Origin of the sequence: Oceanicaulis sp. (assembly GCA_040112665.1) — a bacterium.
GTDB lineage: Bacteria > Pseudomonadota > Alphaproteobacteria > Caulobacterales > Maricaulaceae > Oceanicaulis.
In genome coordinates this window covers 2,693,698-2,706,049 of sequence record CP157796.1, presented here as the reverse complement: position 1 = coordinate 2,706,049, position 12,352 = coordinate 2,693,698, and the positions used below count along the sequence as shown (strand labels likewise).

11 protein-coding genes are annotated in these 12,352 nt (G+C 66.4%); 9 read left to right on the top strand and 2 right to left on the bottom strand.

What is annotated here, in order from left to right; genetic code table 11:
• Positions 1-38 precede the first annotated feature (38 nt).
• Entirely contained in the window at positions 39-1,547 is a 1,509-nt protein-coding gene (mltF, locus tag ABL308_13360) for a membrane-bound lytic murein transglycosylase MltF (GenBank protein ID XBQ15931.1), read from the top strand.
• Positions 1,548-1,552: 5 nt separating this feature from the next.
• Here mltF and ABL308_13355 read toward each other — a convergent pair whose 3' ends face one another.
• On the bottom strand, positions 1,553-3,244 hold the full coding sequence (locus tag ABL308_13355; protein ID XBQ15930.1) for a carbamoyltransferase C-terminal domain-containing protein: 1,692 nt from the start codon (positions 3,242-3,244) through the stop codon (positions 1,553-1,555).
• A gap of 182 nt (positions 3,245-3,426) precedes the next feature.
• On the opposite strand from ABL308_13355, the gene ABL308_13350 reads away from it, so the two are divergent.
• Genes ABL308_13350 through ABL308_13335 form a run of 4 tightly spaced genes read left to right on the top strand, consistent with a single transcriptional unit; the run spans position 3,427 to position 7,943 of the window.
• A complete protein-coding gene (locus ABL308_13350; GenBank protein ID XBQ15929.1) occupies positions 3,427-5,091 on the top strand; it encodes an AMP-binding protein in 1,665 nt (554 codons plus the stop codon).
• A gap of 1 nt (position 5,092) precedes the next feature.
• Complete coding sequence (locus ABL308_13345; GenBank protein XBQ15928.1) at positions 5,093-6,217, top strand: hypothetical protein; 1,125 nt, start codon at positions 5,093-5,095, stop codon at positions 6,215-6,217.
• Positions 6,207-6,470, top strand: a complete 264-nt coding sequence (locus tag ABL308_13340) for an acyl carrier protein (protein XBQ15927.1) — start codon at positions 6,207-6,209, stop codon at positions 6,468-6,470. Before ABL308_13345 ends, ABL308_13340 begins: the two co-directional genes overlap by 11 nt.
• A 9-nt stretch (positions 6,471-6,479) precedes the next feature.
• A complete protein-coding gene (locus ABL308_13335) occupies positions 6,480-7,943 on the top strand; it encodes an MBOAT family O-acyltransferase (protein XBQ15926.1) in 1,464 nt (487 codons plus the stop codon).
• Between the two features lie 21 nt (positions 7,944-7,964).
• Here the strand turns inward: ABL308_13335 and ABL308_13330 are convergent, their stop codons facing one another.
• Positions 7,965-8,756: a DUF3108 domain-containing protein gene (locus ABL308_13330; GenBank protein ID XBQ15925.1), complete on the bottom strand. Its 792-nt coding sequence runs from the start codon at positions 8,754-8,756 to the stop codon at positions 7,965-7,967.
• A gap of 406 nt (positions 8,757-9,162) precedes the next feature.
• Between ABL308_13330 and ABL308_13325 the strand changes: the two genes are divergently transcribed.
• The 4 genes from ABL308_13325 (at position 9,163) to ABL308_13310 (ending at position 12,347) form a co-directional block, all read left to right on the top strand.
• On the top strand, positions 9,163-10,206 hold the full coding sequence (locus ABL308_13325) for a hypothetical protein (GenBank protein XBQ15924.1): 1,044 nt from the start codon (positions 9,163-9,165) through the stop codon (positions 10,204-10,206).
• A 128-nt stretch (positions 10,207-10,334) separates the two neighbouring features.
• Positions 10,335-10,922 (top strand): helix-turn-helix transcriptional regulator, encoded by a 588-nt coding sequence (locus ABL308_13320; protein XBQ15923.1) that lies wholly within the window; start codon positions 10,335-10,337, stop codon positions 10,920-10,922.
• A gap of 247 nt (positions 10,923-11,169) precedes the next feature.
• Positions 11,170-11,724 (top strand): hypothetical protein, encoded by a 555-nt coding sequence (locus ABL308_13315; protein XBQ15922.1) that lies wholly within the window; start codon positions 11,170-11,172, stop codon positions 11,722-11,724.
• Positions 11,725-11,792: 68 nt separating this feature from the next.
• Complete coding sequence (locus ABL308_13310) at positions 11,793-12,347, top strand: hypothetical protein (GenBank protein ID XBQ15921.1); 555 nt, start codon at positions 11,793-11,795, stop codon at positions 12,345-12,347.
• The last annotated feature ends 5 nt before the right edge of the window (positions 12,348-12,352 follow it).

The window sequence follows — 12,352 nt, the reverse complement described above, 5'->3', positions numbered from 1 at the left end:
AGCAGAGCGAGGGACCATGAGACATGGCCTTGAGCCGAATGAAATTGATCGCCTTTGCGAGCGCCGCCGGCCTTGTCGCCGCGTGCGGCGGCGGGGGCGAGGACGGCGCCGTCACCGGTGAGGATGCGCGCGAGCTGTCCGCCACCGGACTTGCGGCGATCCAGGAGCGCGGCGAGCTCGTGGTGCTGACGACGCGTGGGCCGACGACCTATCAGGAAAACCCCGAAGGCGAGCCGGTCGGCTATGAAGTCGACCTCACCCGCGCACTGGCCGAGGATCTCGGCGTCGAGGTCCGCTTCGTCGTCTACGAGGACCTGTCCGGCGTGCTCGACGGCATCGCCGAGGGCGAGGGCGACATCGCGGCTGCAGGCATTACGCGCAGCGAAGCGCGGATTCCGGAATATCCGTTCGGGCCGGCCTACAAGACCGTGACCGAACATGTCGTCACGCGCCGCGGCGGGCTGGAGATCAATAGCGTCGAGGGGCTGTCCGGCGCCGATCTCGCGGTGGTCGCGGGATCCAGCTATGTGGAGTCGCTCGAAGAGATCGCTGAAGAGGTCGCTGGTCTCGACTGGCGCGCGGTCGAGGCGCCTTCGGCCTTTCCGCTCCTGGAAGAGGTGCAGTCCGAAGCGCTCGATGCGACGATCTCGGACTCAGACCTTCTGGCCCATGCCCGTCTCGAATTTCCCGAGCTGCTGTCACCGGTGAACCTGACAGAGGACGATCGCAGCCACGCCTGGATTCTCGCGCCCGAGAGCGGCGATCTTCAGGACGCGCTCGATACCTGGTTCACGCGCGCCCACGACGAGGGCCTGCTCGAGGACCTCGACGAGAAATGGTACGGCCACACCACCGAGGCCTTCGACTATGTCGACGTGCGCCGCTTTATCCGCCGGATCGAGGAGCGCCTGCCGCGTTATCAGGACGCCTTCAAGGAGGCCGCCGCCGAGCATGGCCTGGACTGGCGCTGGCTCGCCGCGCAGGGCTATCAGGAATCCCATTGGGATCCAGACGCCAAGAGCCCGACCGGCGTGCGCGGCCTGATGATGCTCACCCTGCCGACCGCGGGAGAGCTGGGCGTCGAGGACCGGACCGATCCGTTCCAGTCAATCGAAGGCGGTGCGCTCTACATGGCGCGTCTGCTCGATCGGATCCCCGAAGGCGTCGAGGGCCAGGACCGGCTGTTCAAGGCGATGGCGGCCTACAATGTCGGTCTGGGCCATGTACGCGACGCGCGCCGGCTCGCGGTTTCACAGGGCCTCAATGAGGACGAATGGACGGACGTGCGCCGCACGCTGCCGCTGCTGTCCGAGCCCGAATACTACAAGGACCTGCCATACGGGTACGCCCGCGGCGGCGAGCCGGTGCACTATGTTCGCAATATCCGCCGCTACAAGGCGCTGCTCGACCTTCACCTGCCGCCCGAACCCGGCGAGCCGCTGGTCGATTTCGACGAAGCGAACGGCGAAGACGTTGAAGAGGCCGAGACGGACGCCGGCGCTGAAGACGCTGCCGCCGACGCCGAAGAGACGCCCGGCGAAGGCTGACGCGCCTAGGTCTTCTCGATCAGCAGGTTCTCGACGACGAGCGCGTCCAGCCCGGTTCCGGCGTAGACCGCCAGCGCATCCGACACGGCGTGTACGATCGGCTTGCCCATGACGTTGAGGCTGGTGTTGAGCACGATCGGCACGCCGGTCTCAGCCTCGAACGCCGAGATCAGGGCGTGAAACCAGGGATCGCTCTCAGCGCTGACGGTCTGAAGCCGTCCGGTCCCGTCGTCGTGCACGACCGCCGGAACGCGCGCGGCGGCGTGCGGCTTCCACCGCCGGGTCGTCGCCATGAAGGGCGAGGGGGTCGCGATGTCGAACCAGTCGGCGGTGCGGTCCTCGAGGATCGCAGGTGCGAACGGCCTGAACCCCTCTCGTCGCTTCACGCGCGCGTTGATGCGGTCCTTCATCTCCGGATCGCGCGGATCGGCCAGGATCGAGCGATGGCCGAGCGCACGCGGGCCGAATTCGGCCCGTCCGCGCATCACCCCGACGATCTTTCCCTCGGCGATCAGCCTCGCGACGCGCTCCGGTCCGTCCCCGGAAAGCGCGGTGACACGTCCCGGAACATGGTCCGGATCGATGTCCTCGATTCCGGTGGATGCGGCGTCCGTGCCATAGAACGGCGCGGGCAGGCCCCAGTCGAGCGCCTTGGAGAGCGGCCGGTCCGGGTTCGCGGCCGCCCAGCTCAAAAGGGCTGCGCCGATGGCGTTGCCGTCGTCGGCCGGCGCGCTCGGCACGAACAGGGCGTCCACGAGGCCGCGTTCCTCGATTCTGCCGTTGAAAGAGGAATTAAGCGCGCAGCCGCCGGTCAGCACCAGATTGCGCGGCGCGCCGGGCGCGAACTCCAGGGTCTCGATGATCGCGGTCATGAAGCCGGCGAATGCGGCCTGGCCGCTCGCGGCGAGGTCGGCGCGGCCCGCCTCGTCGAGGCTCGCGGCGAGCGTTTCGAAGCGAGCGGTTATCGCTTCGGCCTCCCGGCCCTGGGTGGGACGGCCGCGCACGAAATGCAGCGTCCTTGATAGCTCTGCGGTCCAGTCCTCCCGCGGCGTGCCGCAGGCGGCCAGACCCATGACCTTCCACTCCTCGCCCTTGAGAAAGCTGAACCCGCACAGGCCTGTCAGCCAGGCGTAGAACCCGCCGATAGACGCCCGGCCCAGCGCGCGCCAGCGCCGTTCAATCTTGCCGCCGGCATAGTCGAAGACCGACACCGCGCCTTCTTCGCCCTCGCCGTCGACGACGAGGCAGACCGCGGTGTCGAACGGCGAGGCGGCGCAGGCGTAGGCCGCGTGGCAGGCGTGGTGGTCGAAGCGGGATGTCTCCGGCGCCTGGTCCAGATCGAAGGCGTGCGCGATGGAGGGTTCGTACCGGTCGAAGGCGAGGCGCTGGCCGTGCGCGAGCCATGCGAAGGTCGCGGCGTCCACGAACGGGCCGGGCCGGCTGAGGTCTTCCTCCGAGATCGTCCGGCTCCAGCTCGTCGCGGCTGCGAGGTCTGCCGCGTCCGGTCCCAGAAAGCGGCGGAGCCGGGAGAGAATCTCGGGACGATCAGGCCGGATGCCCCAGGCCATCTTGCACTGGGTTTCGCGCTCGACCGATTCGGCGAAGACGAGCACGCCGGAAGGGTCGACGAGCGCGACCGCGCCGTCATGGCCGGTGTTCGAAAGCCCCAGACGCCAAGCGTTTTTCGCTGCACTCATCTCGTTCCCACCGCCCCGGTGCGCTCCATTATCGGTAGCGCGCGAACCGACGATATCGTAAACCCGGCGAATGAAGTACACCGTGAACGGTGCATTCGCCCATACCCTGAGGTTCGCCTGACGGGGGAGGCGGGCGAGCCTGAAGGGTGTAGTCGAAGACCGGTCCGGATCTGGGGTGTGACGTGTCGGGCGAGGGGCTTGCTAGAGCGGTACTGCGGCACGCCGAGCGGCGGCCCGATCTGCGTGTGGCGTCGTATCTGCGCAGTGACGGCGAGGTCGGCGAAAGCCTCGGCTATGCTGAACTCGCCGGACGAGCGTCGACGCTGGCGCGCCGGCTCGCGGACACGATCGAACCCGGCGCCAGGGTGCTGCTGAGCGCTCACAACACGCCTGAGTTCGCGATCGCCTTTTTCGCCTGCCAGTTCGGGGGCTACACCGCGGTCCCTGCGCCGCTCGACCATGGGGCGATGTCGCCGGGCAAGGCCGATCGCCTGCGCCACGTGCTGCGGGTGTCCGATCCGTCTGCGATGCTCTGTGCTGCGTCAGCTGCAGACGAGGCGCGCGCCTGGCTCGACCGGTACGGTGCTGCCGACACCCCGGTGATCGCGGTCAGCCTTCACGACGAGGTCGATGCCGCGCCCACGCCGGCGCGCGGCGTGAGCGGTGCGCCCGCCCTGATCCAGTTCACCTCCGGCTCGGAAGCCGCGCCGAGGGGCGTGGTGATCGGTGGTGCGGCGATCGAGGACAATGTCGCACGCATCATGGCCGCCTGGGCGATGGACGAACACGATCTCGCCTTCAACTGGATGCCGCTCTATCACGACATGGGTCTGGTCGGCGGCCTGATCACCCCTGTGTGCGGAGGGTTTCGCTGCCTGCAATGGTCCGCGGCGCAGTTCGTCCGCCGTCCCGAGCGCTGGATGGACCTGTCTGAGCGCCACGGCGTGACCACCACCGGCGGACCGCCTTTCGCCCTCGAACGCGCGATCATGGCGGCGCGAAGCGCGCGCGGCGAGGCGGGGTCGCCTGACGGGCTGTCCGGCCTGAAGCGGGTTTATTGCGGTGCCCAGCCGGTGCCGGCCGACCTTCTGGACCGCTTCGCCGCGACGTTCGCGCCCAGAGGGCTCCGGCGCGATGCGGTGTTCTGCACCTACGGCCTGGCTGAAGCCACGCTCTATGTCGCGGGCCGTCCGGGCGCGCCGCACCGAGAGCCCGCCCCCGAGTTCGTCGCCGGCATGACGCTGGACGCGGCCGCCCGCCGGATCGTCAGGCTGGTCGATCCGGACACCGGAGCGGAGGTCGCCGAGGGCGAGATCGGCGAGGTCGAGCTTTCAGGCCCCTCGCTCGCCGACGGCTATCGCGGTGAAGGTGAAGCCAGGGCGGATGCATTCCTGACCGGCCCGCACCGGCTGAGGACCGGCGACCTCGCCACGATCCGGGGCGGGGCGCTCTTCATTGTGGGTCGCAGCAAGGACGTGTTCTTCGCCAACGGCCGGAAGATCGCGGCCGCGACGCTGGAGTTCGCCGCCGCCCGGCTGCACCCGGCGCTCGACCCGCACGGCGCGGTGACGGTGGAGGCGCCGGGCCCGGTCACCGCATCCGGTCCTGAACTCATCCTGCGGATCGAGCGCAAATCGCGGCGAGACATTATTGACGACGAGGCCGCTTTAGAGCGCCGCATCGCCGCTCAGCTCACCCGCGAATTCGGCGTGCGCATCGCGCAGGTCGAGTTCCTGCCGCCGCGCGCCTTGCCCCGGACGCCGAGCGGGAAGGTCCGCCGCCGCGCCCACATGCTCGGTGGTGCGGAAGTCGAACACGCCGGCGGCGACGTCATGGCGGAGGCGTGAGATGGCGAACGACCGCTTCCTCGACCGCCACGGAATCGCAAGCCCGCCGCACCCGGCGCGAGAGCGGCTGGCTGCGCTGGTCGTGACCGAACCGGCCGCTGCGCTGGCCGTGCTGCGTGACCGGCGGCTGATCAATTCGATGAGCGTGTCCGACCAGATCGGCCGTGTCGCAGCGAACACCGAAAGCCTGCTCGCCACCGTCGACGCCACGCCTCTGCCTCAGACCCGGCCGGAGGATCACACCAAGCGCAAACGGGTGCTGGTCGCTCTGATCAAGGCGCTGGAAACCGGCTTCGACGCCCGGCGGGCCAATGCGCTGTTCGACGCCGCTTTGGCGCCGTTCGACGGCGCGGCCCGCTTCGACGCGGCGGCCGACGCACTGCAGCCGGCCGTCTCCCGCGTGCTGTTCGATCTTTTAAGGATCGAGCATCCCGATCCGGCCGGCGTGATGCGGCATACGGCGGCCTACATGCTGAACTGTCACCCGATCGGGGCGCGCCGCAATCTGGAGACCATCGCAGACGCCGACGCGGCGATCTTCTCTGCGATGCGCGAACCGGTCCGGCGCGCCTGGCTGGAAGGCGAGGGCGGCGACGCGCCGATCGTGCACACTGCGCGCGGTCTGGCGGCCGGCGAAGCCGATCCGCTGGAGCTTCTGACCCGGGCGACGACGGGCGTGCTTTTAGGTATGGATCAGCTTCTGAACGCCTATGTGCACGTGGTCTTTGCGGCGATGTCGGCCTCGGGCGACGCGAGAGACGCCTTCTTTGACGCCGAGCGGCTGAGCGCGGACATCGACCAGGTCCTGACCCGCTGCAGCAGTGGGCGCTACGTCTTCAGAAAGGCGCTTGAGGACTGCGAATTCGAGGGCCGGCGCGTGGCTGCGGGCGCGCATGTCTGCATCGACATCGCCGCCCAGCCTCGCGAGGACGTCGACTACCGCCCGATGGCGTTCGCCGGCGGCCGCCACAAATGCCCGGGCGAAGCGCTGACCATGAAGATGCTGCGCGCCACGCTGCCCGGCGTGGTGGCGCGCTTCAGCGATTGCCGCCCGGTCGAAACGACGTGGAAATTCGGCGTGTTCTCACGCTGTATCGAGCATCTGGAGGTGGTCCGTGACCGCTGAGACCCTCACCCTGGCGCGTGTGAAGACCGAGATCGTTCGCGCGATCAACGAGGCGATGGAGCACCGCGCCGAGCCGGTCGACGAAACGACCGATCTTCAGGCGCTGGCGGCCGATTCCCTTCAGATCGTCATCATCGCGAACATCCTCGAGGACGCGCTGAAGATCGAGCTCGACCCCTCGCTGCTCTACGCCGCGGAGACGGTCGAGGGGCTGGCGCGCGACATCCTTCAGTTCAGCGCCGAGAGCTTCTAAGCCGGCGCGATGAGCATCGTCGATCCGGCCTTCCTGCTGTTCGCCCTGCCGGCGATGGCGGTGCTCTACCATCTGAGCCGGGCGATCCGTGGTCTGGACCTGCAGCTGGTCCTGATCTTCGTGTTCTCGACCGTGGTCTACCTGCTGTTCGGCGTGTTCGCGAGCGCGGTGCTTCTGGCCACGATCGTGGTGACCTACGCGCTGAGCTGGGCCATCGCGCTCGCCGAGGGGCGCGAAGCGCTGCGCCGGGCCTGCCTGGCCGGCGTGATCGTCTTCAATGTCGGATGCCTGGTGCTGGTGAAGTACCACATGGTCTGGCTGGGCGGGTTCAAGACCTGGCTTCAGGACGGGCTGGGCTTCGCCTTCATCGTGCCCCTGGGCCTGTCGTATTTCACCATCCAGCAGATCGGCTTCGCCTTCGACGTGTTCCGCCGCAGGACCGCTCCGCCGGGGCCGGTGGACTACGCCAGCTACGTCATCTTCTTCCCCCAGCTCGCCGCCGGGCCGATCGTGCGCTACCGCCAGTTCAAGGCCCAGCTCGACGAGGTGCGGGCCGGAATGCCGGCGGCGAAATGGGAGGGGCGGCTGGCGCGCGGGCTGACCTGGTTCGCCATCGGCGCGTTCAAGAAGGCGGTCATCGCCGAGGAGATGTTCCGGCTGATCGCGCCCTACTACAATCTCGCCTCGGCGGGCGAGGGCTCGGCGGTCACAAGCCTCATCACGGGGCTGGGCGCGACGCTGGCGCTGTATTTCGACTTTTCGGGCTATAGCGACATGGCGATCGGGATCGGGCTGATGTTCGGCCTCAAGCTGCCGGTCAATTTCAACGCGCCCTTCCGCTTCGCGCACATGCGCCGGTTCGACCGGCACTGGCACGTCACCTTCCATGAGTTCCTGCGCGACAACGTCTTCGTGCCGCTGGCGGGGAAGAACCCTTCGCTGCTGCGCCGGGGCGCGGTGATCGGTCTGATCTACGTGCTGGTGATCCTGTGGCACAGCCCGCAGCTGATCTACGCCCTCTGGGGGCTGGGCGCCGTGCTCGTGCTGGCGTTCAAGCTGGTCTTCCGCCAGGCGCTCGCCACCCCTGCGGGCCGGGTGGCGGACTATGCGGTCAGCCTCGCCTTCCTCATCTCGGCCTGCGCGGTGTTCGTCGCGCCCAGCTGGACGGCGGCGAGCGGGGTGATGACGACGCTCTTCACGGTCGGACCGGGCTTCGACCTGGTCTTCAGCCACCCCGCCCAGACCGTCTGGCGGCTGGTGCTGCTGGGCGCGGTCTTCGTGCTTCTGCCGTTCGAGATCCCGACCCACGCCCTGTTCGGCGGCGAGCGCGAGGCGGACATGCGCCGTCTGTTCGGGGTGACGATCCCGAGCTGGAGCCCGAACGCCGGCTGGGCGGCGATGACGATCGCGCTCCTGCTCGCCAGCCTCTGGCGCGCGCACGATCTGCGCGAGGTGGTCTATTTCACCTTCTGACGACGCGGCGCGTTGCGCGCCTCACCGCATCTCCAGCGAGCGCAGCTCGATCGTCGCGCCGAAGCCGGCGCGTGTCTGGGCTTTCACCGGCAGGTGCCGGCCGCCTTCCAGCGGCGCCAGCCACAGGGTCAGCGGATGGCGCAGCTCGCGCGGCTCGGGGCGCTGTTCGTCGGTATAGCCCGAGATCGGCTCATAGAAGGCGTCGCAGACGAGCGCCTCGCCGCGCCAGGCTGCGGTGCGCACCGGCTGCACGCCGCGGGCGCGCAGATTGAGGTTATAGCGCAGCCGGCCGTCGAACACGGGCAGATGCCCCGAACAGGGCGCCGCCCCGGTCATCGACTGGGCGAGCATGAACACTGCGGTCATCGGGTCGATCGCGCCGGTGCGGTCGGCGTCGCTCGCGGGCGGCTCGCCCCAGTTGGAAAAGGTCGGCGTCGCCTCCGAGCGGGCCACCCGGCCCTCGAAGCTCATGTCGACGCGGCGATGCTTGCGGCCGTTGAACTCGTCATGAGCGTAGCGCTGCGGTCGGGCACGCCCGCCGGCGACCGCGCCCTCGACCTCGGACACGATGCGGATGTCGGTGAAAAGCGCCGCAAGCCCCGCCGCCTGGGACTCCGCGCGGGCTTCATAGCGCGCCGGCCCCAGGCTCGCTTCGAACGCGACCTTGCCCACCGGGATCGCCCAGACGCTGGCGGAATACTCCGCCTCGATCTGAAGCGGCGCAGGGCTTTGCGCGAACGCGGGCGCAGCCGCGCCAGCGCCCAGAAGCGCGGCGGAAAGAACAAGCACGGCGGAGCGAAGGCGCAGGGTCATGGCGGTGCGTCCTGAAGGAAAGGGCGTATTCGACCCCGACCATCAGCGCCCGCGCAGGCGGATTTATGGCGGAATGCGGGTGGTTGGGAGCCCGAAAGGTTCAGGGGCGGTTCACCGGTGCGCAGCAGGCGGGGTGCGCGTTCAGACCGGCGAAAAATCTGGCGGCGGTTTCAGACGAACGCGAACGGGTCCCCGAAATGCCCACCCGCAGCGTCAAGCGGTTAGCACTAGCGCCACGAAGTGATCGAGATCGTCTGGACAAGCGCCAATTTCCGGCGTTTCGGCCTCATCCGTATACCTCATTTAATGGATGGGCGCTTCGAGCAATTCATGTATCGCTATTGTAACAGTATAACGTCGCGGAGAGCGAAAAATTTCCGAACGAAACATTTTCACGCCGAAAAAAATGAGCGCTGCCGAATGGCAGGCGGCCATGGGGGCTTGGGTTCAGACGCCGGTTCTGGCCGAAGGTGACGTAAGCGGTGCTATCGATGCAGCCATCTGCGGTGAGATTCTGGTCGCCTCTATCCTCGCCAGTGCGCAAGAGGGCCGCCGTCCGCCGCAACTAATTCGCGAAGACGGCCTCGATCATATTCTCGTGCACGTGGTGCGATCGGGGGAGCTGGCGTTCGGGTTTGATGACGGCCCGAGAGCGAGCGCAGGCGCTCTTTTGGTCGTCGACATGAGCCAGCCTGCGCGCGTCGTCTGTTCAGACGTCCGCTTGATCACGCTCGCCTTTCCGCGCCGCCTCCTGGCCGGATCTGTCGCTCTGGACTCTGTTCACGGATATGTCCCACCGGCCGACGCGCCAGCTGTGTTGACGCTGAATAAGCTTCTCTCGATGGTTCAGGCCACGCTCGGCGGCATGTCGGAGCGTGCACGGAACGCTATGTGCCGGACCATAACCGCCGTCTGCGCAGATGCGCTCGAAGGAGCCGACGAGTTCGCCACGCGACATCCGGCTGAAATCGGCCGCCGGGCCCGCAACCTAATCGCAGCCCGGTACGTCGAGGCCGATCTCAGTCCGCAGAAGGTCGCCGAAAGCCTTGGGGTGTCCCGGGCGACCTTGTATCGCGCTTATGCAAAATCCGATCGCCTTACTATCCGGGAGCGTATCGAGCAGACGCGTCTTCGCGCCGCGCTGGCTCGGTTGTCAGTTATCTCAAGAATGGAAGATGTCGAAGGTATCGCTAAGGCATGCGGGTTCGGCTCGCTTCGGCGGTTACGCGATCGTGTTGAAGGTGCAACCCGACGCCCCCTTGAGGACCTCGTCGAGCAGGACGGGGTGCGACAGGAGCGTGCGGTCTCAAACCATTTGGACGGCGCCAAAAGTCTTTCTTGGTGGCTTTCCGACAGAACGGCGTTCCAGAGAGACGTGCGAGATAGCCATGGTGCGAGTGGCAATATCTGCCTTCTCGCAAAAGTAGAGTGCACAACCAAAATGGGGTAAGGCGATGCCCAAATTCCTCAGGAGCGAGCGCTAAATAGCGGAAGTTATGGTTAAATTCGTTGTTCCCGTCTCATAACGGGACAATCTCCTCCTGCTTCGAAACGAATGGTTCGATCAGGAGTGGGCCCATGGTCATCGATTTGCGTGAGGCGAAGGACACTGAATGGCTCAATCGGCTTTCGGTAGACCCGGCGCAGTATATTGTGACCCCTCAGCTGGGCTTGCTTGGCGCGAACATGTCTGGCGAAGCGCTGCTGCGCCAGGAGCGTTGCGTCAAGCTGGTGGACGGACAGGTCCGAGCAGTGAAGCGGGCGTTCGAGCCTCTGCTTAACGAATTGATCGGCTCGGCGAGCCAGAAGGGCTACCGCACGATCATGCGCTGCCCCGAGGACGGGGCCGACCTGAAGTGGGTCGCGTCGTCGCGCATTCTTCTTCGAACCAAGGACGGTTCGCAGACCATCCTTTTTGCGCTTCGTCCGCTCATCAAGAGTGAACCTATGAGTGGGGCGGACGCCATGTCCCTATTCGGTCTGACCCCCGCCGAAGCGCGGCTTGCCGTCGAAATGGCGGCGGGACACTCGCTCGCTGAAATCTCGGACAAGCGCGGCACGCATATCAGCACGCTGCGCGCCCAACTCCGTTCCATCTATCAGAAAACCGGCATTTCCAAGCAGTCAGAGTTCGTATCGGCGATCTGGAGAGCATCCGCAATTTAGATGATAAAAATATGCAATATAGGAAAGGGTGGAGGATTATCGTTCCTTTAGAAATTAACCGCGAGAATAGCCCATATGAAGTAAAAGCGGGTACGAATTTAGGGCATTAATGATTTGTTAAACGATGTTGAGCGGGAGTTAACGGCGTAGCGTCCGGCTTGAAGGGGAGGAGACGCCGTTGAGGGGACGGCTGTTCCACAGGCTCTCTTGGCTCTTCATAAAAGCAACCCATGTGGGAGACTTCGAGATGAAGAAGCAACTTATGGCGGCCGCGGCCGCTCTGTTCGTCACCGCCGCTCCGGCGATGGCGCAGGACGCCACCCTGTCGGTCGCCCTCGACGGCACCGTCGACACACAGTGCGGCGTCTTCATGTACAGCGGCCTGGTCGGCCTTGAATCGCAGCCCGACAGCGCGGCTGACGATCTGGGTCCGCGCGGCGGCGGCGGCACCTGGGCCGCGAACGCGAGCCTCGGCATCGGTCTTGGCACGCTCGACTCCGGTGAATCGAACGTGCTCGGCTCGCTCGCTGCGGTCTGTAACACCCAGAACGCGATCGTGAGCGTGGACACCGTGAACGGCTTCCAGCTGCAGAACGGTTCGGCTTCGATCGCCTACGATATCGCGATCAGCGGCGGCGCCGGCACGTTCAACTCGCCGGGCTCCTATGTCGCCGGCGGCGCGAACCTTCCGAACGGCAACACCCGCACGGTCACCATGAACCTGGCGTCGTTCAACGCGCTGGGCCAGGCCCCGGGGTCGTACACCGACAGCGTCATCTTCACGGTCGCTCCGCAGCCGTAAGGACACGACGTCGAGACGTCGGGGCGGGTGGCGAAACCCGCCCCGATTCTCTCAGAGGGGAACGGATCATGTCCAGATTATGCATGGCGGGCCGGGCGCTGATCGCCGGAGCGGCGATCGTTTGTCTCGATGCTGCGATGACCGAGCACGCAGTCGCTCAGGAAGCGATTCTTTCCGTTTCTCTGGATGGATCAATCAATGCCGGTTGCACCCTCTCCGGGATATATTTCGAGCAAGCGAGCGCCCCAGGCGCACCGCAGGATCTGGAAGACGGCGAGATCGGTCTTTCGGTGGTGGATTTCAGCGACTTCAACGATCAGGAAATCGGGCGTTTCACCCTCCTCTGCAATAGCGGTACTGCGACGGTAACGGTCGACACCGCCAACGATTTTCAGCTCGGGCAGGCGGGTTCAGCGAACCCCATCCCGTTCACCCTTCGTATCCCGGAAGTCGCAAGCCTTTCCGGCGGCTTTTCACAATCTTCTTCATTCACCGCGGACGCGTTCCCGGGAAACCCGGTCGAGCGGACTTTGCTGGTGAATCTCGGCCCGCTTTCCGCGATCGATTTCGCGCCGGGCCCCTACAGCGACGTCATCCGGATCGTGGTGGTGCCCAATGCGTAGTCTGA

Coding starts and splice junctions, on each gene's coding strand:
- ABL308_13315 (XBQ15922.1), top strand. CDS start 11,170: ATGAAGAAGCAACTTATGGCGGCCGCGGCCGCTCTGTTCGTCACCGCC.
- ABL308_13345 (XBQ15928.1), top strand. CDS start 5,093: ATGGCGAACGACCGCTTCCTCGACCGCCACGGAATCGCAAGCCCGCCG.
- ABL308_13335 (XBQ15926.1), top strand. CDS start 6,480: ATGAGCATCGTCGATCCGGCCTTCCTGCTGTTCGCCCTGCCGGCGATG.
- mltF (XBQ15931.1), top strand. CDS start 39: ATGAAATTGATCGCCTTTGCGAGCGCCGCCGGCCTTGTCGCCGCGTGC.
- ABL308_13310 (XBQ15921.1), top strand. CDS start 11,793: ATGTCCAGATTATGCATGGCGGGCCGGGCGCTGATCGCCGGAGCGGCG.
- ABL308_13320 (XBQ15923.1), top strand. CDS start 10,335: ATGGTCATCGATTTGCGTGAGGCGAAGGACACTGAATGGCTCAATCGG.
- ABL308_13330 (XBQ15925.1), bottom strand. CDS start 8,756: ATGACCCTGCGCCTTCGCTCCGCCGTGCTTGTTCTTTCCGCCGCGCTT.
- ABL308_13325 (XBQ15924.1), top strand. CDS start 9,163: ATGAGCGCTGCCGAATGGCAGGCGGCCATGGGGGCTTGGGTTCAGACG.
- ABL308_13355 (XBQ15930.1), bottom strand. CDS start 3,244: ATGAGTGCAGCGAAAAACGCTTGGCGTCTGGGGCTTTCGAACACCGGC.